Source organism: Clostridioides sp. LIBA-7602 (genome assembly GCF_056688945.1).
This window is the reverse complement of sequence record NZ_CP196991.1, coordinates 1,478,725-1,502,332: the sequence shown is the minus strand read 5'-3', so window position 1 is coordinate 1,502,332 and position 23,608 is coordinate 1,478,725. Positions and strand designations below refer to the sequence as shown.

At 28.2% G+C, this 23,608-nt stretch carries 23 protein-coding genes; 11 read left to right on the top strand and 12 right to left on the bottom strand.

Going from position 1 to position 23,608, the window contains the following annotated elements:
- Positions 1 to 87: 87 nt before the first annotated feature.
- Both ACTG45_RS07230 and ACTG45_RS07225 read left to right on the top strand, forming a co-directional pair.
- A complete protein-coding gene (locus ACTG45_RS07230; protein ID WP_479920067.1) occupies positions 88 to 810 on the top strand; it encodes a glycerophosphodiester phosphodiesterase in 723 nt (240 codons plus the stop codon).
- Positions 811 to 897: 87 nt separating this feature from the next.
- The gene (locus tag ACTG45_RS07225; protein ID WP_479920066.1) at positions 898 to 1,533 is read left to right on the top strand and encodes a cysteine hydrolase family protein; all 636 of its coding nucleotides are present in this window, start codon (positions 898 to 900) and stop codon (positions 1,531 to 1,533) included.
- 250 nt (positions 1,534 to 1,783) lie between these two features.
- On the opposite strand, the gene ACTG45_RS07220 is transcribed toward ACTG45_RS07225, so the two are convergent.
- Both ACTG45_RS07220 and ACTG45_RS07215 read right to left on the bottom strand, forming a co-directional pair.
- Positions 1,784 to 2,377, bottom strand: coding sequence for a DUF3867 domain-containing protein (locus ACTG45_RS07220; protein WP_021384146.1), 594 nt, complete (start codon positions 2,375 to 2,377; stop codon positions 1,784 to 1,786).
- Between the two features lie 70 nt (positions 2,378 to 2,447).
- A complete protein-coding gene (locus tag ACTG45_RS07215) occupies positions 2,448 to 3,311 on the bottom strand; it encodes a S66 peptidase family protein (protein WP_479920065.1) in 864 nt (287 codons plus the stop codon).
- Positions 3,312 to 3,473: 162 nt separating this feature from the next.
- Here ACTG45_RS07215 and ACTG45_RS07210 point away from each other — a divergent pair, with 162 nt between their 5' ends.
- The 5 genes from ACTG45_RS07210 (at position 3,474) to ACTG45_RS07190 (ending at position 7,423) form a co-directional block, all read left to right on the top strand.
- Positions 3,474 to 4,643, top strand: coding sequence for a M20 metallopeptidase family protein (locus tag ACTG45_RS07210; RefSeq protein WP_479920064.1), 1,170 nt, complete (start codon positions 3,474 to 3,476; stop codon positions 4,641 to 4,643).
- A 97-nt stretch (positions 4,644 to 4,740) separates the two neighbouring features.
- Positions 4,741 to 5,217 (top strand): SAM-dependent methyltransferase, encoded by a 477-nt coding sequence (locus ACTG45_RS07205; RefSeq protein ID WP_479920063.1) that lies wholly within the window; start codon positions 4,741 to 4,743, stop codon positions 5,215 to 5,217.
- Between the two features lie 190 nt (positions 5,218 to 5,407).
- Positions 5,408 to 5,770 carry a hypothetical protein gene (locus tag ACTG45_RS07200; protein WP_021384140.1) on the top strand — a complete coding sequence of 121 codons (363 nt, stop codon included), beginning with the start codon at positions 5,408 to 5,410 and terminating at the stop codon, positions 5,768 to 5,770.
- Between the two features lie 405 nt (positions 5,771 to 6,175).
- Complete coding sequence (locus ACTG45_RS07195; RefSeq protein WP_479918461.1) at positions 6,176 to 6,970, top strand: M55 family metallopeptidase; 795 nt, start codon at positions 6,176 to 6,178, stop codon at positions 6,968 to 6,970.
- A gap of 9 nt (positions 6,971 to 6,979) precedes the next feature.
- Positions 6,980 to 7,423, top strand: coding sequence for a regulatory YrvL family protein (locus ACTG45_RS07190; protein ID WP_479918460.1), 444 nt, complete (start codon positions 6,980 to 6,982; stop codon positions 7,421 to 7,423).
- A gap of 88 nt (positions 7,424 to 7,511) precedes the next feature.
- On the opposite strand, the gene ACTG45_RS07185 is transcribed toward ACTG45_RS07190, so the two are convergent.
- Together ACTG45_RS07185 and ACTG45_RS07180 are read right to left on the bottom strand one after the other, a co-directional pair.
- Positions 7,512 to 8,798 carry a Gfo/Idh/MocA family protein gene (locus ACTG45_RS07185; RefSeq protein WP_479918459.1) on the bottom strand — a complete coding sequence of 429 codons (1,287 nt, stop codon included), beginning with the start codon at positions 8,796 to 8,798 and terminating at the stop codon, positions 7,512 to 7,514.
- A gap of 228 nt (positions 8,799 to 9,026) precedes the next feature.
- Positions 9,027 to 9,920 (bottom strand): DMT family transporter, encoded by an 894-nt coding sequence (locus ACTG45_RS07180; protein ID WP_479920062.1) that lies wholly within the window; start codon positions 9,918 to 9,920, stop codon positions 9,027 to 9,029.
- A 292-nt stretch (positions 9,921 to 10,212) separates the two neighbouring features.
- On the opposite strand from ACTG45_RS07180, the gene ACTG45_RS07175 reads away from it, so the two are divergent.
- Positions 10,213 to 10,557 carry a RidA family protein gene (locus ACTG45_RS07175; protein WP_021384144.1) on the top strand — a complete coding sequence of 115 codons (345 nt, stop codon included), beginning with the start codon at positions 10,213 to 10,215 and terminating at the stop codon, positions 10,555 to 10,557.
- 158 nt (positions 10,558 to 10,715) lie between these two features.
- On the opposite strand, the gene ACTG45_RS07170 is transcribed toward ACTG45_RS07175, so the two are convergent.
- Genes ACTG45_RS07170 through ACTG45_RS07160 form a run of 3 tightly spaced genes read right to left on the bottom strand, consistent with a single transcriptional unit; the run spans position 10,716 to position 15,071 of the window.
- Complete coding sequence (locus ACTG45_RS07170; protein ID WP_479918458.1) at positions 10,716 to 12,812, bottom strand: CocE/NonD family hydrolase; 2,097 nt, start codon at positions 12,810 to 12,812, stop codon at positions 10,716 to 10,718.
- A 12-nt stretch (positions 12,813 to 12,824) separates the two neighbouring features.
- On the bottom strand, positions 12,825 to 13,985 hold the full coding sequence (locus ACTG45_RS07165) for a DUF819 family protein (RefSeq protein WP_479918457.1): 1,161 nt from the start codon (positions 13,983 to 13,985) through the stop codon (positions 12,825 to 12,827).
- Positions 13,986 to 14,003: 18 nt separating this feature from the next.
- Positions 14,004 to 15,071, bottom strand: coding sequence for a mandelate racemase/muconate lactonizing enzyme family protein (locus tag ACTG45_RS07160; protein ID WP_479920061.1), 1,068 nt, complete (start codon positions 15,069 to 15,071; stop codon positions 14,004 to 14,006).
- Between the two features lie 349 nt (positions 15,072 to 15,420).
- Between ACTG45_RS07160 and ACTG45_RS07155 the strand changes: the two genes are divergently transcribed.
- Positions 15,421 to 15,987 carry a helix-turn-helix domain-containing protein gene (locus tag ACTG45_RS07155; protein ID WP_021384131.1) on the top strand — a complete coding sequence of 189 codons (567 nt, stop codon included), beginning with the start codon at positions 15,421 to 15,423 and terminating at the stop codon, positions 15,985 to 15,987.
- Positions 15,988 to 16,203: 216 nt separating this feature from the next.
- On the opposite strand, the gene ACTG45_RS07150 is transcribed toward ACTG45_RS07155, so the two are convergent.
- From ACTG45_RS07150 to ACTG45_RS07135, 4 genes are read right to left on the bottom strand one after another with little or no spacing between them, the layout of a single operon-like run.
- Complete coding sequence (locus tag ACTG45_RS07150) at positions 16,204 to 17,190, bottom strand: 5-oxoprolinase subunit C family protein (protein WP_479918456.1); 987 nt, start codon at positions 17,188 to 17,190, stop codon at positions 16,204 to 16,206.
- A gap of 29 nt (positions 17,191 to 17,219) precedes the next feature.
- Complete coding sequence (gene pxpB / locus ACTG45_RS07145) at positions 17,220 to 17,915, bottom strand: 5-oxoprolinase subunit PxpB (protein ID WP_021384119.1); 696 nt, start codon at positions 17,913 to 17,915, stop codon at positions 17,220 to 17,222.
- Positions 17,916 to 17,934: 19 nt separating this feature from the next.
- Positions 17,935 to 19,155, bottom strand: coding sequence for an NRAMP family divalent metal transporter (locus ACTG45_RS07140; RefSeq protein ID WP_021384142.1), 1,221 nt, complete (start codon positions 19,153 to 19,155; stop codon positions 17,935 to 17,937).
- A 28-nt stretch (positions 19,156 to 19,183) separates the two neighbouring features.
- The gene (locus ACTG45_RS07135) at positions 19,184 to 19,975 is read right to left on the bottom strand and encodes a LamB/YcsF family protein (RefSeq protein ID WP_479920060.1); all 792 of its coding nucleotides are present in this window, start codon (positions 19,973 to 19,975) and stop codon (positions 19,184 to 19,186) included.
- Between the two features lie 584 nt (positions 19,976 to 20,559).
- On the opposite strand from ACTG45_RS07135, the gene ACTG45_RS07130 reads away from it, so the two are divergent.
- The gene (locus ACTG45_RS07130) at positions 20,560 to 21,189 is read left to right on the top strand and encodes a GntR family transcriptional regulator (RefSeq protein ID WP_021384134.1); all 630 of its coding nucleotides are present in this window, start codon (positions 20,560 to 20,562) and stop codon (positions 21,187 to 21,189) included.
- Positions 21,190 to 21,303: 114 nt separating this feature from the next.
- Here the strand turns inward: ACTG45_RS07130 and glpK are convergent, their stop codons facing one another.
- Positions 21,304 to 22,818: a glycerol kinase GlpK gene (gene glpK, locus ACTG45_RS07125; protein WP_479920059.1), complete on the bottom strand. Its 1,515-nt coding sequence runs from the start codon at positions 22,816 to 22,818 to the stop codon at positions 21,304 to 21,306.
- A 245-nt stretch (positions 22,819 to 23,063) separates the two neighbouring features.
- Here glpK and ACTG45_RS07120 point away from each other — a divergent pair, with 245 nt between their 5' ends.
- Positions 23,064 to 23,606: a TetR/AcrR family transcriptional regulator gene (locus tag ACTG45_RS07120; protein WP_021384157.1), complete on the top strand. Its 543-nt coding sequence runs from the start codon at positions 23,064 to 23,066 to the stop codon at positions 23,604 to 23,606.
- Positions 23,607 to 23,608 lie beyond the last annotated feature (2 nt).

Here is a 23,608-nt window from a genome sequence, read left to right as displayed (position 1 = left end):
TTTAATTAATATATAACAATACCTTTTGGAATATGATATATTATATTAATTAAAATTTTACAAGATTTATTGGAGGGAGCTATATAAATGAATATTTATGCTCATAGGGGTTTTAGTGGAAAATATCCAGAAAACACTATTCTAGCTTTTAAAAAATGTTTAGATATGAATATATATGGAATAGAACTTGATGTTCACAGGACTAAAGATGGAAAAATTGTAGTTATTCATGATGAAAAAGTTGATAGAACTTTTAATGGGCATGGATTTGTAAAAGACTTAACCTTAAGAAAACTAAAGACTCTAAATTCATCATTTGATGGATATCAAAACAGCAAAGAATGTAAAATTCCAACTTTAGAAGAGGTATTAATTTTAATTTCACCTACAAACCTCGTTTTAAATATAGAACTAAAAACTGATAAGGTAAATTATCCTAATATAGAAAAAGATGTTTTAGAACTTATTTTAAAGTACAATATGGAAAACCAAGTTCTTATATCTAGTTTTAATAGCAATAGCTTAAAAAATTTTCATAAATTAGACCCTAGTATAAAAACAGCACTATTGTGTTATTTACCTATAAATAATGTTGTCAATTTTGCTAAATTTCTAGGTAATAGTTATCTCCATGCACCTTTAATTTTAGTAACTGAATCTCTAGTTGAACTTTGCCACACAAATTTACTTGGTATCAATGTATACACTGTAAATGAAGAAGATGATATGCTACATTGTCTAAAACTCAATGTAGATGGTATTTTTACTAACTATCCAGATATAGCTTCAAACCTTTTAAATTCAAAATAACATAGCTAACCATACAATGTTTGTACTCCTTGACTTTTATATAATTAATATGTACAATTTTATTAAATTTATCTCGGAGGTATAACTATGGATAACTTATTAAATGAACTTGAAGCTTTAAAAAGTAATTTAGATAATCTACCAATAGAAAAAATAGAAAATTATGATTTGAGTAAAACTGCTTTATTTATAATTGATGTTAATAATGGTTTTGCAAAACAAGGTGCCTTATACTCTCCTAGAGTAGAGTCTTTAATAAAACCAATTGAAGTATTTACAAAAAAAATATCGAATAAATTAAATAGAATAGTAGCATTTACTGATTCTCATACTCCTAAGTCTATAGAACTTTTGAGTTACCCTGTTCACTGTTTAGAAAATGATGTAGAAAGTGAATTGGTTGATGAGCTTAAATCAATAGAGAATCTACAAATTCTTCCTAAGAATTCTACTAATGGATTTTTTGCATTAGAAAGTTTAGATTTTGAATATATAGATAATATAATTATAGTTGGTGATTGTACAGATATATGTATATATCAATTTGCAATAACTCTAAAAGCCTATTTTAATCAGTATAATATTGAAAAAAATATAGTTGTACCTATGAATTTGGTAGATACTTATGATATCCCAAATGTTCATCCTGCAGAACTTTTAAACTTAGTATTCTTTAATAGTATGATTCAAAATGGCGTTAAAGTATTAAAAGAACTATATTAATAATTCAATATTTCGTACAGTATATTATATAATTACTAAACAACTCATTTTTAATAAAACTTTAATAGAATAATACAATTTTAAAAGGATATTATTACTTATAAATGTTATTTACTATGACCAATCTCTATAATATAAAAAATCGCAATTTACATATTCCTTACTCGTTTTTTGTAAGAAAAATAAATTGCGATTTTTGTTTTTAAGTTATATAACTAAGTGATATTGATTTAATAGTTAAATTTACTTTTTAATAGTCATACTTGTTTGTAGTCTCACACATAACTACTTTTATCTTTTTGTTGAACATATTCTTATATTCTAATAAAAACTCATTTAATTCTGAGTCCATAAGATTTATTTTTTTATCACTACAAAGCATTATTTTTTCTTGGTCTATTATTACATTAATATCATTCAAATCATTTTTTATGAATGTTGTTATGCAACTTTTAGGTTGAATTTTTTCACCATATTTCTCATAAAATCCTGCACTCTTCTTAAATGATTCTAAATCTTCTGTAGATACTTTGCTGGAAGTATTATTACTCATAAAACCTGCTGTAGAAGGGTCGATTCCAAAGTTTCTAAGTTGTTTTTCTACTTCTTCAGTGTCCATACCATATCTCTCCATAAATTGTTTTTGTATTTTCATAAACTTTTCTTGAGATATGTTGTTATCTCTCATATAATCAAATATTTTTCTTGAAAACTCAGCCATCGACATCTTTCCATCCATAACAGAAAAATATAAGTTATATATATATTGCTCAAATTTATCTACATCAGAATCTTTAACTTTGTTCTTTAGTTCGTTAAAGTCTATTATTCTATCATCAGACATTCTTCATCCTCCTAGCTAAATTTTTACTTGTATAAGATTATACCATATTTCCATTATATTTATATACACACTATTTTTTTAATTTAATCATTTTTTCTGTAGCATTTAATTCACACATTCTACCTAAAGGAATAGTTACCATTGGGACACAATGTCCAGACTGAAGATTATATATAGCTGGCTTATTAACCTTCCTTGCAAATTCTTTTAATAATTCTATCAAATCTTTTTCCTCAATACAATCTTTGAAATCTCCAAAAATTATACCATTACACTCATCAAGTTTGCCTGAAGAATATAGTTGGGTTAACATTCTATCTAGTTTATATTGAGATTCCCCAATTTCCTCAATAAATAAAATTTTATCCTTTGCATCTATTTCATATTTAGTTCCCATTGTAGCAATTATTAAGGATAAGTTTCCTCCCATTATTATTCCCTCTGCACTACCTTCACATACAGTATAAATCTCTTCTTCTTTTGGGTTTTCTAAGTAGAGTTCATCTTTAAATTCTAAAGCATTTATTAGAGATTTATAGGTAAATTCATCCCATTTGGCTACATTTGCTGCCATTATCCCATGATATGGTAAAAGACCACAATTTTTATAGAAAGCTAAGTTTAAACCTGTTATATCAGAAAAACCTATAAATGGTTTTGGATTTTGCTTTATTATATCATAATTTATCTTGTCTAATATCCTTGTTGTCCCATAACCTCCTCTTAAACACATAATCATATCTACATCTTTATCTAAAAACATATCTTCTATATCTTTTGCTCTAATATCATCATTACCAGCTAAATACCCTTTATAATTTAAGCTACAGCTCTTAGAAAATTTGACTTCATAACCATAAATTTCTAAATTAGACTTTATTTCTTCCAAACTTGTATTTCTTAATGGCCCAGATGGCGCAATTACTCCTAACATTTAAACACCTCTTATTCTAAAATGATATACTTTTCTTCATGTTAAATATCTCTACTATAATTATAAGATATTTTATTTATACTTGATACAGAATAATGATTTATATTGAATAATATAATTAATGAAGAAAAATAAATTTTTAATATAGTTAGGATGTGTTTTATGCTTAATATAAAAGCTCTTTGTAATGAAATAAATGATTGGGTTATAAGTATCCGGAGAGATTTACATAAAACTCCAGAACTTGGATTAGAAGAATTTCAAACTAAGAAAAAAATAATTAAGTATTTAAATGAAATAGGTATAAGCTATATTGAATATAAAAATCACACTGGAGTAACTGCTTATATAAATGTAAATCCAAACTTTGAAACAGTTGCAATAAGAGCTGATATAGATGCCTTACCTATAACAGAAGAACTCAATTCTTCTTATAAGTCAATTAATCTTGGTAAAATGCATGCATGTGGTCATGATGCACACACTGCTATTTTACTTGGCACTTGTAATATACTATTTAAATTAAAGGATTATCTAAATGTAAATGTAAAACTCTTTTTTCAACCTGCAGAAGAAACCATTGGTGGTGCTCAACTCATGATAGAGGATGGATGTCTGAAAAATCCAGATGTAAAATACATATTTGGTCTTCATGTAAATCCTAACATTGATAAAAACCTAATTGAATTAAAATACAACACTTTAAATGCTTCCACTGATACACTTCGATTAACTGTACATGGTGCAAAATGTCATGGAGCTTATCCACATCAAGGTATTGATGCTATAGTTATATCTGCTCATATCATAACAGCTCTACAAACAATAGTCAGCCGAAATACAAACCCTACCGATTCTGTGGTTATTTCTCTAGGAAAAATTGAAGGTGGAATTAAAGAAAATATAGTTTGTGATAAAGTTGTTCTAAAAGGAACTTTGAGAACTTTAACTCCAGAAACTAGAAACTTTTCAAAAAAACGAATCAAAGAAATTTGCGATTTTACTTGTAAAACATTTGGAGGAAGTATTTCTGTTGAAATTGAGGAAGGTTATCCAGCCCTTATAAATTCAAATATTCTTGTAGATTATGTTAAACAAAATGCTATAGATTTGTTTGGAAAAGAAAATATTATCATTAAAGATGCCCCCACTCTTGGGGCTGAAGACTTTTCATATTTTTTAAGGAACTGTGAAGGAGCTTTTTACCATATTGGTTGTGCAAATAGGGAAAAGGATATAACTTCTCCTCTGCATACATCTACCTTTGACATCGATGAAGATTGCCTTATTACTGGTGTCATGCTTCATGTAAAAAATGTATTAGCTTTTTAATTATTAATATTTAATAATTTTTTATATTGACCCTAACATGGTGTTAGGTACTATTCTAAAATTACAAATGACAAACCAAATAATTGGAGGTAATATTATGAAACAAATATTAGTAAATCCTATCGGAAAAATATGTGTTCAAGGTGAAGAAATCTTTATTGAATTGGATAAAAAATACATACCCGCGCTAAAAGGGCTTGATGACTTTGCTCACCTAAATGTACTTTGGTGGGCTGATGGATTCGATAATACTGAATTAAGAAATATTTTGGAAACTCCAAAACCATATAAAAATGCACCAGATATTCTGGGAATATTTGCGACAAGGTCACCTATTAGACCTAATCCAATAGCATTAACTACTGTACAAATCATTAATATAGACCATGAAAATGGCATAATAAAAATCCCATATATTGATGCTAATGACAATAGCCCTGTTATTGACTTAAAACCATATACTCCAAGTGTTGATAGAATCGAAAATCCATCAGTTCCTAAATGGTGTAATCATTGGCCTAAAAGCGTAGAAAAGTCAGGAGAATTTGATTGGGAAAATGAATTTGAATTTTAATTTATTTACAGTAGACCTTTAGTTAGAATACTCTAATTAAGGGTCTTATCTTTTATTCTTCAACTGTATCTTAAACATATGCTAATCACCTATATTTAAATTTTGAAATTATATAATTCCTTTTATCCACTTTAATATTAATAAATTATCTTGTATACTTAAATATAAATAAATATAAAGGAGAAAATACATGACAATATTTAGTCTACAAGCAGCAAATTTATTTGGATGGATAGCTATGGTTCTTGGTGTTATCATGTCAATTAATGATAGTAAAAAACAACTTCCAAAATTCAAGAATTTAAACTACTTTTTCTTTGCTTTCATAGGCTTATTTTACGCATTTACTTTATTTGCACTTGCTCAAAATTTTATATCACATATATTTAGAATATTAAATTGTATCATTTATATAATAATCCTAATAGCATGTAATAAAATTTCTACAAAGAAAAATCTTAATAGTAGTTTTTGGACATTATTTGGATTTTCAATAAATCCTATTTTATCAATAATTATTGTATTCTTTATTAAGAATAAAAAATACAATTAAAATAATACATTTCTTTTTGAGAGTTATTTATCAACTATTAAGTACACTTTCGTACATTAATTATCAGTTTATTTCTTATAGCTCTCTACTTTTTTCTTTTCTATTAGTTAATATAAATCCTTATAATAATTTCTGTAAACAATTTAATTTAAAAATGATACATAACTATGTTAAACTAGTAAATGTAACTACTTATATGTTACAATCTTATATAAATATTACATAAAAAAAATTATACAAATAGATGATACCTAGTGTTATATTTTTAATGCTAGTTTAGTAATTTTTCAGTTACAGATTTAATAATAATTAATAGTAAGACATAATATTTTTATGCCCCTTATTGATTATATTTTTCTGTTATCTGTTATTATCATTAATTATAAATATAAGGGGGGCTATATTATGAAATTATATTTAAGTGCTGATATAGAAGGTACTTGTGGTATTGTAAATTGGGATGAGACAAAACTTGAATGTGAATTTTCACAGCACTACAGAACACAAATGAGTAAAGAAATAGCAGCTGCATGTGATGGAGCTACTCAATCTGGTATACATGAAATACTTGTCAAAGATGCACATGACAGTGGTAGAAATATTAATCCAGATATTTTACCTGAAAATGTCAAAATACTTAGAGGATGGACTAAAGACCCACTAGTTATGATGGCTGGAATTGATGAAAGCTTTGACGCATGTATATTTACTGGTTATCATTCTGGAGCTACTTGTAATGGTAATCCACTTTCTCATACCATGGATATTGATTATGACTATTTTAAAATAAATGATGAAATAGCATCTGAGTTTACTATAAATGCTTATATTGCTGCATACTATAATGTTCCTGTAGCATTTTTAAGTGGAGATGAAATGCTTTGTGAGAGTGCAAAAAAACTAAACCCAAATATAATTACTGTACCTGTGTCAAGAGGAATTGGAAATGGTTCAATTTCAATACATCCAAATTTGGCACTAAAAAAAATAGAAAAAGGTGTTAAAGAAGCTTTATCTGGAGATTTATCTAGACACTTAATAAAATTGCCTGATAAATTCAAAATAGAAATAAAATTTAGAGAGCATTACAAAGCTTTTAAAGCTTCTTTTTATCCAAATATGAAAAAAATAGATTCTCAAACAATACTATTTGAAACAGAAGACTATTATGAATTTTTAAGAATGTTATTATTTATATAGATTAAGGAGTTGATTAAGATAAGTAATAAAAGAAGAATTCCTTTAGGCGAATTTATTTCTGTATTTTTATTTTTTGCTGTTTTTTTTGGTATAACTTTTTGTATTTTCACGGTTATAGGAATTGGCTTCTTATCATTCTTAGGTTTTGAATATAAATCTCTTGGGTCCGTACTAATTTTCTTTTTAATATATTTTTGTATAACTACTCCAATTGATTTTTTATGCACTACTATTTTAGATATATTCAGATATGTAAACAAATTACCTTACTCAATATATAAGCTTTGCGAATTTATAATTGATTTTATACTAACTTTTCTAGCTATGAACATAATTGATACATTTATGGATTCAATAACGATTCCTTTAAGTACAGAAATCTTATTCGCTTTACTTTCTTATCTTTTATCCGAATGTATGGATTTTTTTGATAGAGATAAGAAAAAATCTTAATAAAAAAAGATAGATTTTTTAATAGAACACATCCATTAGTATATCTATTATCTAATCTATCTTTACTTTATTTAACAAATTTTCTTAATTAAAATATAGTTTCTTCTATCTCTCTAGTCATTTGTTTAGCATTATCAAAAAAATCTTCTATATACACTACTTCATCACTCACTCTTGAATATTCAGCTGCAAATGCCATTACATGACTTTGTATAGCCTCTTTTGCTGCTACGCTACTCTTTTCTAATTCTTTATTTGAAACTAACTTAACAAACTCAGAAATAAGATTTCTGTCATATTCCTCTACCATATTCTGTTTATTTGATGGCTTTATAACTATTTCTTCATTTTTTCCAAATTCTTTAATTCTTATCTCATTTTTATTTAGGTCGCCACCAACTTCACCATGACTAAACATTAGCTTTATAGTTCTTCCGCTTTCTTTAGTAAATGCACATAAATTAAAAGTAGCTGTAACTCCATTTTCAAACTGTAATATATTTACCATATTATCTACAACATTATTATCACATCTATAGACACATCTTCCATATGGACTAGTCTCAAGTATCTTTAAAATATTTTCTTCTGTTGGATTTATATGAACCGCTCTATTTATACTTCTATCTTTTTCTAGATAAATTTTCTTTGCTGAATATGGACATTTTTTTTCAACTAAACATTGAAGACAGTTCTGTGCCATTTCTCCACTAGCATTTTGGTTATTAAGATGCTTCAAACTTCCAAATGCAGATATTTTTTTACATTTACTTCCTACTAAATATAATAAAATATCCATATCGTGACAACTCTTAGCTAAAATTAAAGGACTTGTTTCATTACTATTTCTCCAATTTCCTCTAGTAAAACTGTGTGCAAAATGCCAGTATCCTATATTTTCATTATACTGTATACTAACTAGCTCTCCTAGTTTTTTACTTTCTGCAATTTCTTTTAGTTTATTATAAAACGGAGAATATCTAAGTACATGACAAATCATAAAAATCTTATCTTTATACTTATTACACAAGTCATCTATATGAACCAAACCATCTAAACTGTTAGACATTGGTTTTTCTAATAATACATGATATCCTTTTTCAAGAGCTAGTTTTGCTACATCATAATGTCTATCATCATTTGTAGCTATTATAACTGCATCTGCCATTTTATCTTGTTTAAAAAAATCTTCTAAAGTTTCAAATACATTTTTACTATCTAAATTATATTTTTGTGTAAATAATTCTCGTCTTCCTTTTTTAGGTTCCGCTACGGCAACTATTTCACACACATCAGAATTCTCATAAATATATGGAGCATATGCATATGTTCCTCTATTACCTGCTCCAATCACAGCAATTTTTACTTTTTCCATACTTTAATTTATCCCCTTTATATTATTTATACTACTCTATTATAGTCTATTTTTACATACATTTGGATATTTTTAATAAAAGAAACAGCAGTTATAATTTTTCAATCTTAACTGCTGTTTTAGACCCATATTTTAAGTATTTTCAATCTATATATTATTTAATTTTAATATAAAACTTTAAGTATTAAATACAAACTCTAAACACAATTTTTTATCTATCTTATTACTCTATTGCTTTCTATTTTCTTTATCTAATTTATCTAACTTCTTATTATATAAAAACATATAAAATGCAGCTGAAAATACTATTAAATATCCAACAACACTTAACATATCAGGATAGACATTGAATAAGAATATACTTAAAATTGCTGAAAAAATTATATTACTGTAGTCAAAGATAGAAATTTCCTTAGCAGGTGCATACTTATATGCTAGAGTTATTCCAAATTGCCCTAAACTTGCAAATACGCCACCTAGTAATAAATATATAAGTTGCATAGGAGTCATTGGTTCATATACTGCAAAGGCAATTGGTCCTACAGTAACCAATGAAAAAACTGAAAAGAAAAATACAATTGTATAATAATCTTCTCTATCTCCAAGAACTCTCAAACAAGTATATGCCATTGCTGCAAATATAGCTCCTGCAATTCCTCCTAAATATGGAATCACTTCTACACTAAATGTTGGTTTTATTATGAATAAAGCCCCTACAAATGCAATTATAATAGCTCCTATCTGTTTTACATTTATTTTCTCTTTTAGAGCAATTGCACAAAATATAACTACAAGGAAGGGACTCATTTTATTTAACATGTTAGCATCTGAAAGCATCAATCTATCAATTGCATAGTAGTTGAATATAACTCCTAAAGTTCCAAATATTGACCTATATAAAAGCACTTTTAAATTTTCCTTTTTACCAGTTATACTACCTCTATGTTTTATAATAAGCCAAAATGCTATTATAGCTGATACCAGGTTTCTAAAGAACACTTTTTGAAAACTTGGTAAATCTCCTGCTAGTTTTACAAACGCAGACATCATTGCAAAACCAAGAGCTGATGATATTATGAACATTATGCCCTTTATTCGATTTGATTTGATTGTACTACTCATACTTACCTCTTTTCTATATAAATATATAAAGTCATATTAATTAAAAACTTCTACTTATAGATTAAATAATAATTATCTAAATATTCCAATTTATACTATAATTAAAAGTATAAATTATGTCAAGTAACTAATAAATCTTTTCAATTAATAACAATAATAATTATAATTAAAAAGTTGTATGTTTTTATAGATTATTATCACAATATATAATATAATTTTATATAGTATAGACTTTTTTTAATTTATTATTTAGATTTTTAATGGATTTTTTAATTATGGAGGTATTTAAAATATGGAAATAAAAAGATATGAAGGAACTGGAAGAATGAGTAGAGCTGTAGTTCATAACAACACAGTTTATTTATGTGGACAAACTCATGCTGAAGGTGGAATAATTGAACAGACTACTGAAGTTTTAGCTAAAATAGAAGATTTATTAAACAAATACGACTCAGATAAACAACATTTATTATCTGTTACTATTTATTTAAGAGATATGAAAGACTTTGAAGCTATGAACTCTGTTTGGGATGCTTGGGTTGAAAAAGGATTTGAACCTGCTAGAGCTTGTGTTGAAGCTAGACTTGCTAGAGAGCATTTATTAGTTGAAATGAGTGTTGTAGCAGCTACAAAATAATTAACTTAACTAACAAGAGGCTGTCTCAAAATAGAGATAAGCCTCTTTTTCATTGTTGAAATAATAAAAATGTATTTGATTTAATACAAAAAAGAATGCCTCATGAACTAAAAAGTTCATTTTGAGACACTCCCTTGTTAGTTTTTATCTATATCAATTCAATTATTTTCTACAGGCAATATCAATCTGGATGGATATTTACCTCCATGATAAATAATATTCTTTGCCTCTATATACTCAATACTATTATAACCTTCTATTGTGTTGCTATTTTGGAAAATAAAATTTTTAGCACTAGATGTTATATCTAGTCTAATTTTATGACCAATTTTAAATGTGTTTGATATTTTTGAAGTTATAATTGAGAACTTGTAAATTTCTCCTTCTTCCATAAACTCTGACTTATAAAAACCATTTCTAAATCTAGCACTAAGTATACCATCAGCTAATTTAATTGAATTTCCATCTAAATCTACATCCATAATTTTTATGACCCAGTCAGTATCTTTGGCAGAACTTGATGCAAAGAATTCTAATTTTATATCACCTGTTATAGTAATTTCTTCACTAAAAGCATCTGATGTATAACATAACATGTCTCTTCTTTTTTCTAAATCCTTGTAGTTGTTCGGAACACCAACTTCATTTTCTGACATATCAATTAGCTGTATTGATGGGTCTTTAGGATTATATATATAACTGTCATACTTTTCTTCTAGCACCCTATCAAACACTAATCTCCCATCTCCCAAAGATGTGTTAGCATTTCCATCACTTATTAGATATAGACTTTTATCTATTTTGTTTTTTATTGGCCAATTTTCTTCTGCCTTCCACTTATTAGAACCTACAGAATAATACTCTACTGAAGCAGTCTTATCTATATTGTTTTCTATACCTTTTAAGTATTTGTCAAACCATAGCAAATAATTATAATCCAAATCATATCTCAATGAATTATTTCCTAACGAAATACCATTTATATCTCTTAAAGTATTTGAGTTATGCATCCATGGACCTAAGATAGCCTTTCTCTTTCCTTTTTCATAACCCTTTATTACATCTAAAGCTTCTGTAGTCCCCATACCATTATCATCATACCATCCAGATACAACCAATGCAGGTACATTTATTTTATCTTTTTGTAAATGCCAATCCATCATATCCCAATACTCGTCTTTTTCTACTCTTTTTAGCCATTCCTCTAGGAATTCAATTCTATATCCAAGAGCTTCAACAGGTATATTCTGTATTGGTCGTATGTTTAAAACATCATCCCAGTCATCTCTTACCATTTGACTTCTATCAACTTTATTTCTTGATACCATAAATGCCCATGCAAGCATGCCAGATACAAAAGCTCCTCCTTTTCTTGGTATATCAATAAAAGGACTTCCTGATGTTACTATGCTAACTAAAGCTTTCAGATGTTTATTACTTGAAGAAGCAGCTGCCCATTGAACATAACCAAGATAAGATGCCCCTAACATACCAACCATGCCGTTTGACCACTTCTGTGATACTATCCAGTTTATAGTACTATCTCCATCTTCTCTTTCATGAATCATAGGCTCCCAATCACCTTCTGATTCATTTCTTCCTCTAACATCCTGTATGACAACAGCATATCCTCTTTGTACATATTTATAATATATTTCTTTATCATTTTCTTTTCCATATGGAGTTCTCATAAGAATTGTTGGTGCTTTTTTAGTAGAATCTGTAAAGTTAGGAAGATACACATCTGTAGAAAGTTTTATTCCATCTTTCATATCAACCATATAATTTCCACCAAATTTTATAGAATATATGTCCTCATCTTTATGAGTTTTATTCCATTCTTTTAATACAGTATAATCTTCATATCCATCCATAACTAATATAGTACAAGTTTCTCTAGATAAACATATAAAACCAACTATTTTATTATCCACAATAATTATATCTAATGGAAATTTTTTATTTCTTTGAACCCATATGTATTCATTAAGCCTAGAATATGTCTCTCCTAGCTTATTTACAATGACGCTTTTATCTGCATTTACCAAACTAGTAGTGTATACATCAAAGTTGTAAAATAAGGAGTTTAAATCTATTTTTGTGAGATTTAAATAGTATGCATTTTCTTCTTTACTTATTGCTTTTAAACTTTCGATTTTATTTGTAAAAGGATTCAATTTTTCAATCAATAACTCATTATCAAAAACTACATTTCCACTATATAATCCAGATATATATAGCCTAAATTCTAGCAATTAAATCACCTCCTATAATCCCAAAGACATCTTTATAGCATATGCCACTGATATACCTGCATAATTTCCTAATACTCCACCAATTACTCCCATGACGACTGCCACACTTACAAGTGAATTCCATTTTGCAGATGCAGCTACTAAAGCTGAAGTTGGTCCATCAGCAATTGCTCCCACTATAGAGAGTATTACATATTGATATTTTATTTTTAAAAGTCTAGTTATACATAAATGGAAAACAAATGATGCAAAAATTATGCTAAAACAGTAAAGTGTTATGGTAAAAGTTGAACCTAAAAACTCTTTTATATCTACTGAAAAACCTATAGTGCATAAAAAGAATAATGCAACAAATAATCCTAAATCTAAATTACCTTTTAGTTTCTTTACTGGCTTTAACTGAGCAATTATAATTGAAATGGTTGTAACTAAAAGAATTCTTGCTGCACTACTAAAGCTTGAATTGAAATATCCAGAAAGTATTGTTGCAATCTCTGTAACAACAAAACCTATAGCTAGCATCCAAGCAATGTCTTTAATACTCCACTCTTTTGACTCCATAAATTCTTCATTCTGACCATCCTCTAATTCTGATTCTTCTACATGATATGGCCAAAGTTTTTTAAACTTCTTTGAGTTTTTTAGTATAGCTGGTAGAGCAAACATAAATATTAATGTTGGTACTCCAATTACATAATCTGCTGCATTTGCCGCTGCAAGAGTCTGTCTACTTACATTAAGACCTGTCCCAATAGCTGTAAGATTAGCACTTCCTCCAGTATATGTACCCACAAACATTCCTGCAACCTTCCAACCTTCTGATATTTTTTCTGCAAATACAAGTCCAAATAAAAATGCCATGATACTTACAGTTAATACTGCTACAAAAATTGCAATTAAAGGCTCTCTTGATAACTTTGTCATTTCTTTTAAATCAACACTCATCAACATTATAGTCATAGAGACTGGAATGGCATATGTAGAAATAGTTCCATATAACTCAGTACTTACTGGAACTACTTTTAAGTTTGAGAGTATTATTCCCATTATAATTATTGTAAGTGCTGGTCCTAAACTCTTAATAGCTTTATATCTTTGTAAGTAAAAACCCAATGCAATCATTGATGTCATTATAGCAAGTATACTGCCTGTACTTGAAAAAAGTGTATTCATATTTAACCTCCAATTTTATCATAAGTTTACTTCTATTCCTAATCCTGGTTTATTGACAAGATTCATAATATCTCCATCCATCACAAATCCTCCAGATATACCATTTAATTCTTCACAAAACATAAAACTATCAAGGTCAGCTTCTGTTATATTTTTTTTAGATGCAATTAAACTTGCTGCTGCTGTTATACCAATTCTCGTTTCAAGCATACATCCTAACATACAATTTACCCCGCTTGACTCAGCTATGTTATTAATTTTTATAGCGGGATATATTCCTCCTGATTTCATCAGCTTAATATTAAATGCATCAACTGCATTCTTTTTTATCGCTTTAATAGCATCTATTGGCGAATGTAGTGACTCATCTATCATAATCTTTGTACTACTCTTATCTCTTATGTAAGCAGTTCCATCTAAATCCCAATGTGGAAGTGCTTGTTCAATTGTATCAACACCAAATCTTTCTAATTTTTTGATAGTATTTATACTACTATTTACATTCCATCCTTGATTTGCATCAATTCTAATTCTTATACCTTCTCCAACAGCTTCTCTAATTAATTTTACAGCTTCAATATCATCTTCAGGGTTTATACCTGCTTTAAGCTTCAATATTCTAAATCCTTCATTAACTCTTTCTAAAGCCTCTCTTGCCATTTTTTCTGGCTTATCTATGCTTATAGTAATATCGGTTTGAACTTTATTATCAAAACCTCCAAGAACTTTATAAAGAGGTACATTCATAATTTTCCCTTTAATGTCGTATAAAGCTATATCAATAGCTGCTTTTGCGGAAGTGTTACCTATAATAATTCCATCCATGATTGTATGTATCAATTCAATATCCAATGGGTCTTTCCCTATTAGCTCTTTTTTAAACATCAGTAATATTGAAAGTACATTATCCAAAACTTCACCTGTAACTGCTGCAAGAGGAGCTGCTTCACCAAACCCACAATAACCTTCATCAGTTTCAATTTTTAAGATTATACTTTCACCATATTCAATTACTCCAAATGAAACTACCACAGGTTTTTTTAATTTAATTCTTAGTTTTTCAAATTTTATATCTGTTATCTTCATATTGCCCTCCTTTTTTGAAGCTATAATTTAATTTTTTAATTTTTATACTTAAAATTATATTATTACTTCAATACATATGTCAAGATAATTTACTGAAAATTTATTATTTTCTAAAATATTTTTCAATAATCTTCTTTTAACTAATACTCCTATGATAAATTTTTACCTAGTATATTTTCTATTGTATTAATTCGGCAATAATTGATTTTCATATACTTTTATTTGCATTTAATTGATTTTTAATTGTCATAATCTTCTATTTATTCTTGTTGCCACTAATTCTATGTTATGCTATAATTACTTTGTTTTAATCTAATATTTATATTAATTTTATTATTTGGAGGTTCTTATGCTAGGTGAAAAGATGAGAAATATAAGAAAAAGCAAGAAAAAAACATTAAGTGATGTTTCCAAATTGACAGATTTATCTATAAGTTATATCTCTCAAATAGAAAGAGATGCTATTGAACCGTCCTTGTCTTCATTGAGAAAAATTGCTGAAGTTTTAGATACTCCTTTATATATGTTTATGGATGATAATAATACTGATGATTTAGTCATTAGAAAAGAAGATAGAGTTATGATGAAATTTCCAAGGAGTGAAATGTTTTATGAGATAGTATCCCCAATGCCAACATCTGAATTTACTCCTTCAAGTTTACTTGTAGAGTTTGAACTTAAACCAGAAAGTGAAGATGCTAAGGATTGTATATATCATGCATCAGAGGAAATCATGGTAGTAACGAGTGGTATGGTTGATATTTGTATAGGCGAAAAAGTAGTAAGATTAAATACAGGTGATTCAACATTTATAAAGGCCAACATACCTCATAAAATCATCAATCCAAGTAAAGATACAACAGCTCGTGGATATGGTGTTATTTCTCCTCCAATTTGGCCTGTAAAATCTAAATAAACACTGTATAGTATACATACTTTTTCTAGACACTTCAAAATATTTAAATATAATTTTTGTTCTCAAATTGAAGTATTTATTTAAATTTATACTATCTACTTAAACTAAAAAATAGCTATTTGACTAACTAAACCATCTTAATTATGGTAAATAGTAAATAGCTATTTGTGAATTACGTTTTAAAATTTGATAAGAATTATGTTCATCAAGATTAAATTAAACTGCTATATCATTTAATACTTTTGCTTTGACAACTCTTATATTTTTCATACTCTTATAAATATCTTGAATCTTATCTTCTTGTTCTCTAAGCAATCTATGTGCTTCATATATATCTACAAATTCAAATTTTACTACATCATTTGGTTTTGCTTGTGCCAACTTATATAAATCTACACTTATTACATTCCCTATCTTAGTATAACCACCACTAGTTTGTCTATCTGATAGCATTATAATAGGTTTTCCATGTCCAGGTACTTGTATAGCTCCATAAGAAATACCATCAGATATAATATCTGCCCCATTAAGGTGCTTTATACTCTCTCCATCTAGTCTACAGCCCATTCTATCAATTTCATTTGTAACTTTGTATTCATTTGATAAGAACTTTTCTACTTCATCTTTAGAAAAAGCATCAAATTGAGGACCTTTTACAATTCTTAATACTATTTCTGAGTTATAATTTGGAATATATTTTGAATTCAATTTTTTATTTATTGTAAAATCTTTTTCCTGAATAAAAGTATTTATATAATCACCTTTTTTAAGTGCTCTACCTTCAAAACCACCAATCTTAGCTCTTGTATAGGTTGATTTACTACCCATTGCAAGTGGGACATCTATTCCACCAGCTATTGATACATATGCTCTAGCTCCTGATTTCACACCTCTAAATGATAATATGTCACCAGGATTTATTTGATATGACCTCCAGTTTTGAATCTCTTTTCCATTTATTCTGGCACCCAAATCTCCCCCAGTTACTGCTATTTGCGTATATTCATCAAATGTAATTGTAGGGCCCAACATTAAAACTTCTAAAGAAGCTTCATCTTCAGAATTTCCAACTAATATATTTCCCACTCTATGTGCATACTCATCCATTGCCCCACATCCAGATACACCATATTGTCCATATCCAACTCTACCTCTGTCTTGTATTAATGTTTGGAAACCTCCTAATTCAACTTTTAATCCCATATATACCACTCCCTGTACTATAACGATATTTAAATACTTAAATTACTTTTTTCAATTTCTATAAATTCATCTAATGTTATTGGAACAAATTTTATAAAATCTCCAGCTCTAAGTAAAATTTGTTCTTCTCTATTTTCATCATATAATTTTAAAGGTGTTCTACCAATTATTTGCCATCCACCAGGACTATCTATAGGATATACTCCTGTCTGAGAGCCTGCTATACCAACACTCCCACCATAAATTTTAGTTCTTGGAACCTCTAGTCTAGGTGTAGCTATTCTTTCATCCATCCCCCCTAGATATGGAAACCCAGGAGTAAATCCTAACATGTATATCAAATACTCTCTACTTGTGTGTATTTTTATAACCTCATCTACAGTAAGATTATTATGACTTGCAACATTTTCAATATCTATTCCAAAAACCTTATCATAACATACTGGAATCTCATGTATTTTAGGTTTTGGCAACTCTATACTTTCTAAATTATTTTCTATTTTTTTCAAATTCTCAATTAAGCTATCAAAGTCTATTTTTAGTGGATTATAACTTATCATAAGTGACCTATATGTTGGCACCATTTCTGTGACAATCCCTTTAAGATTCGATAGTTCTATTGCTCTCATAAATGAAATTACTTTTTTATTTATATCTTCTGATATCTCATTTCCAAATTCAGCAACTACTGCTTTATCTCCTGATAGCAAGTATCTAGTTTTCATAAATGTCACCTCTTCTAAATTAAGCAAATAAAGTACCTAGACTACTAAGAGAAGTTATTCCTGTATAGGCAGATATTAAAACTACTATTATTCCAAATATTAAAAGCCATGTAGGATGTTTGTAATCTCCAACAATATCTTTTCTTTTAGATGCTATAAGCATTATTCCTAATGTGATTGGAAGTATTAATCCATTTAAAGAACCTGCTAAAATTAATAAAGTTGCTGGTTTTCCTATAAATGCCATTATAAGTGTTGATATTGCTATAAATCCTATTATGAAATATTTTTCATACTTATCTATAAAAGGATTCAGTGTTTTTAAGAAAGAAACTGATGTATAAGCAGCTCCTATAACTGATGTAATCGCAGCAGACCATAATACAAGCCCAAAGAATTTATATCCTATTGCCCCTGCACTAAATTTAAAAGCTGAAGCAGCTGGATTTTCTGGGTCAAGTTGAAGACCTTTTGAAACTACTGCTAATATTGCTAAAAATAGAAGAACTCTCATCATTGTTGCAACTAATATTCCTAAAAGAGAAGATTTAGTTATTTCTTTTATATTTTCTTCTCCTGTTATTCCACCATCTATCAATCTATGTCCTCCAGCAAAAGTTATATAACCTCCAACACTTCCTCCAAGTAAAGTTATTATTGGGAATATAAGCCCTTTTGGATTCTCTGGTTTTACCATTTTAAAAACTGCTTCTCCAACAGGAGGATGATTTGATATTGCTACATATCCAACTATAATTATCATACCTAATGCTAAAAATTTAGTTATCTTATCTACTAGAGAATTTGAATTTTTTGACATAAATACAAATATTGCTATCAATCCACTTAATACAGTTCCAAGTGTCATATTCATATTAAACATTACATTCATACCAAGTGCAGCTCCACCAACATTTCCTATGTTAAAAGCTAATCCTCCAAGAGCTACTAAAAAAGCTACTAGATAACCTAGTCCAGGCACTATCTTATTTGCTATATCTTGCCCTCTAAGACCTGATACACCAATTACTCTCCATACATTTACTTGAGCTCCTATAAAAAGAATTGTTGTAATTAAGATTACAAATGAAAAACTTGGCCCAAAATCTTGAGTAAATTGCGCTGTCTGAGTTAAAAACCCAGGTCCAATTGCTGATGTTGCCATTATAAACGCAGCCCCTATAAGTGCGCCAACATCTTTTTTATTTTTTGTTTTATCAGTAATATTTTTTGTACTCATATTTTATCTCCCCCTCATATTATCAGTCTTATACTATGTTCTCTGATGAACAAGCTTCCATATCTTCTAATGGACAAACTTCTATATTTTCTAATTCAAAGCGTTTTCTTATCTCTTTAACAAACTCTATAGCCTTTGGATTATCCCCATGTACACATATAGAATCTGCTTTGATATGTATAACTTCACCTGTTAAAGTCTCTACAGTTCCTTCTTTTACCATCTTAACAACTCTATCTATTGCACATTTTGTATCATGTATAACTGCTCCTTCTACACTTCTTGGAACTAAAAATCCATTATTATCATAAGCTCTATCTGCAAATATTTCATTTGCATACTTAAGTCCAATCTCTTTAGCAGAATTTATCATTTCACTATTATATAACCCTAAAAGTATGATATCTTTGTTTACTTCATATATAGCCTCACAAATACCCATAGCTAAATCTTTATCTTTAGCTGCCATATTGTATAAAGCTCCATGTGGTTTTACGTGTTGTATGTTACATCCATTTGAGCTTGCAAAAGCCATTAAAGCTCCTAATTGGTATTTTGTATAATCTTTAGCTTCTTGCTTTGTTATTTTCATCTCACGTCTTCCAAATCCCATTAAATCTAGAAAACCTGGGTGTGCTCCTATTTTTACTCCATTTTCTTTAGCTAACTTTACTGTTTTATTCATATGATTAGGGTCACCTGCATGAAACCCACAAGCTATATTAGCTGATGAAATATATTTTAAAACTTCTTCATCTAAACCAACCTTATATGCTCCAAAACTTTCCCCTAAATCACTATTTAAATCTACTTTATACAATTTATGACCCCCCTCACTAACATTTTGATAGAATAAGTAGTTTTAATTTTTAAATTTTGTTTATTTTATATATTGCATGAAATATTTTATTACTTTTATTCAATTTTATTTTTGCAACTATTTCGTTGAATTTCATAATATAATTTTACCATTTGAGGGATATTTTTGCAATTATTTTAATATCACATTCATTTGTATTTCTTTTTCAAAAAATGTTTTTACCATTTTTTAGTTAATAATTAATCATTTTTACTTAAAACAAGGACTTTAGCTTTCATTTTTAAAGTATTTCTCAATTTTAATCACTTTATATGCAAGACAGAAGTATTTTTCTTCATTCATTTGTTTATTTCATTTATATAATTATCATTTTTTGTAAATAAAATATCTTTATATTTTTATAAGTAAGTCTTTACATAGTTTTAAGTATAATAAAATCATGTATACTAAATGCATGTTAAAATATTATTTTAAAACATGGACAATATTTGTACATATTGTAGACATACAAACCTATAAATTATACAATAGTATTGTTAAGATTATATATTTTTTAACATAAATTTTGTATTGGGGGAAAAACAATGGATAAAAATTATACGATGCCAATATACCAAAAAATAGCGTTGGATATTGCAAATAAAATATATACAGGTGAAATACAAGAGGATTCAGTATTATTTGGACGTTCTGTTTTGGCTGGTAAATACAATGTATCTCCAGAAACTATAAGAAGAGCTGTTAAAATTTTAGAGGACATTGGTGTTGTTAAAAGTATAAAAGGTAAGGGTGTTATTGTACTATCTCCAGACAAAGCTTCTTCTTTTATAAAAAAATACAGGGATATTACAAACATATCATCATATAAATCAACACTTTATAATTTAATAGATACTAAATCTAATTTAGAGAATGAAATTTTAGATACTATAAATAAAATTTTAGATTATTCTAATAGACTTGAAATAATAAATCCTTTAGTGCCCGTTCAGTTCACAATAAATTCTAAATGTAAATATGTTGGACAAACAGCTGCACAAACTAAATTTTGGCAAAATACAGGTGCTACAATAGTTGCAATTAAAAGAGGTGAGGAACTTATAATATCTCCTGGCCCGTATATCGAGTTTTTAGATGGAGATATTCTCTTAGTCGTTGGAGACAAACATATTTACAACTCTATACCAATGTTCTTATATGAAAGTGAAAAATAAATTATATAATTTAGTATAATTGTATAAAACTGCAAGTAAACAATAAAAAAAGAGCTTCATATTTTTACATAAAGCTCTTTTTAAGTTCAAATAAATTTAGTTTCTGGCTAATTTTTAAATATCTACTTCATCTTCTTTTTCCCAGCTTAAAGCTCTTGATACAGCCTTTTTCCAACCTTTATATAATCTATTTCTCTTATCTTCATTCATATTTGGATTAAACTCTTTTTCTACTGACCATTTTGATGGGATTTCATTACTTCCAATATAGAATCCAACAGATAATCCTGCCAAATATGCTGCTCCTAAAGCTGTTGTTTCTACTATTTTTGGTCTATCTATATCTACATTTAATATGTCTGACTGAAATTGCATTAAAAAATTATTATTACTTGCTCCACCATCAACTTTTAATGACTTTAATTTCAATTTTGAATCATTTTGCATTGCTTCTAAGACATCTTTTGTTTGATAAGCAATTGATTCCAATGTCGCTCTTATTATATGTTCTTTTTTTGCACCTCTTGTGAGACCCAAGATTGACCCTCTAGCATACATATCCCAATATGGAGCTCCAAGACCTGTAAATGCTGGCACTACATATACACCATTAGTATCATCTACCCTATTTGCATACATTTCACTATCTTTCGCAGATTCAATTATCTTCAATTCATCTCTAAGCCATTGAATAGATGCTCCTCCAATAAATATACTTCCTTCTAGTGCATATGTCACTTTTCCATCAACGCCCCAAGCAATTGTTGTAAGCAGTCCATGTTTAGATTTAACTATGTTGCTACCTGTATTCATAAGTAGGAAGCAACCTGTTCCATAAGTATTTTTTGCAGTACCTTCTTCAACACAATTTTGACCAAATAATGCTGCTTGTTGGTCTCCTGCACATCCAGCAATAGGTATTTTAGCTCCTGATAGCATACGTTCATCTGTATGACCATAGACATAACTAGACGGTTTTACTGATGGTAACATGCTTATTGGTATATCCAGTTCTCGTAATATATCTTTATCCCATTCCAAACTATTTATATTGTACATCATCGTTCTAGATGCATTTGAGTAATCTGTTACATGCACTTTTCCACGTGTTAAATTCCATATTAACCATGTGTCTATAGTCCCAAATAACAATTCTCCTTGTTCTGCTTTTTCTCTAGCACCTTCTACATTATCTAATATCCATTTTACTTTTGTTGCTGAAAAGTATGCATCTATTAAAAGACCAGTTTTTTCTTTTATTAGTTCTTCTAATCCTTTATGTTTAAGTTCATCACATATTTCTGATGTTCTCCTACACTGCCATACTATTGCATTATAAATCGGTTTCCCAGTATACCTACTCCAAACAACTGTAGTCTCTCTTTGATTAGTTATTCCTATTGAAGCAATTTCTTCTGGCCTTATGCCTGCTGTTTCTATAACCTCTCTCATTACTCCACTTTGTGAACCCCATATTTCCATAGGGTCATGCTCTACCCATCCAGCTTTTGGATAAATTTGTTTGAATTCTTTTTGTGCGATTTTTACTATTTCACCTTTTTTATTAAATAGTATAGCTCTTGAACTAGTTGTTCCTTGGTCTAATGCCATTACATACTTCTTTTCCATCACAGTATTCTCCTTATCACATAATAATATTTAATTTATTAAAAAGAAAAATCTAATATTACATATTTAAGTAAATAACCATACTTAAGTACAAATTTAATAGATTAGATACTTCTAATAAGACACTTATTTTATATCATATCTATATAATAATATTATACATTATAGCTTGCATATTGATTAATAAATTTTAAAGGTTTATAATAAACAGTGTTCATAATAATTTTAATAAACGAGGTGGTAATATGCCAAAGATTTTAGAAAATGTAAAAGAAGATATACTAAAAGTAGCTCGAGACATGATTCTAGAAGAAGACTACTCAAATATTAGCATAAGGAAAATAGCTCAAAGATGTGGTATAAGTGCAGGCACAGTATATAATTACTTTGATTCAAAACAAGAAATAATAGAATACATAACAAAATCGGAATGGGATTTACTACTAAGGCGAATTGAATACTCTAATAAAAATACTGAAGATTACATTAAAAAGCTAGACATTATTTTTACAGAAATAAGAAATTTTATAAACAAGGTTCATAATATTCAATACAATGATTTTCTAAACACTTTTGAGACTAAAAGGTTTTTTGAAATGAAAAAGCATAAAGATGATTTTCATGAGCAGCTTTCAAATAAAGTATATGAGGCTTTAGAAAAAGAAAAGTTTTTTAATAATGATAAGTTAGTATGCAATATCATTATTAAAATGTTTTTTTCATACTCAACATACACTCATATAGAATTTAAAGATTTAAAACCCTATATTGAAAAATTAATACATTAAGG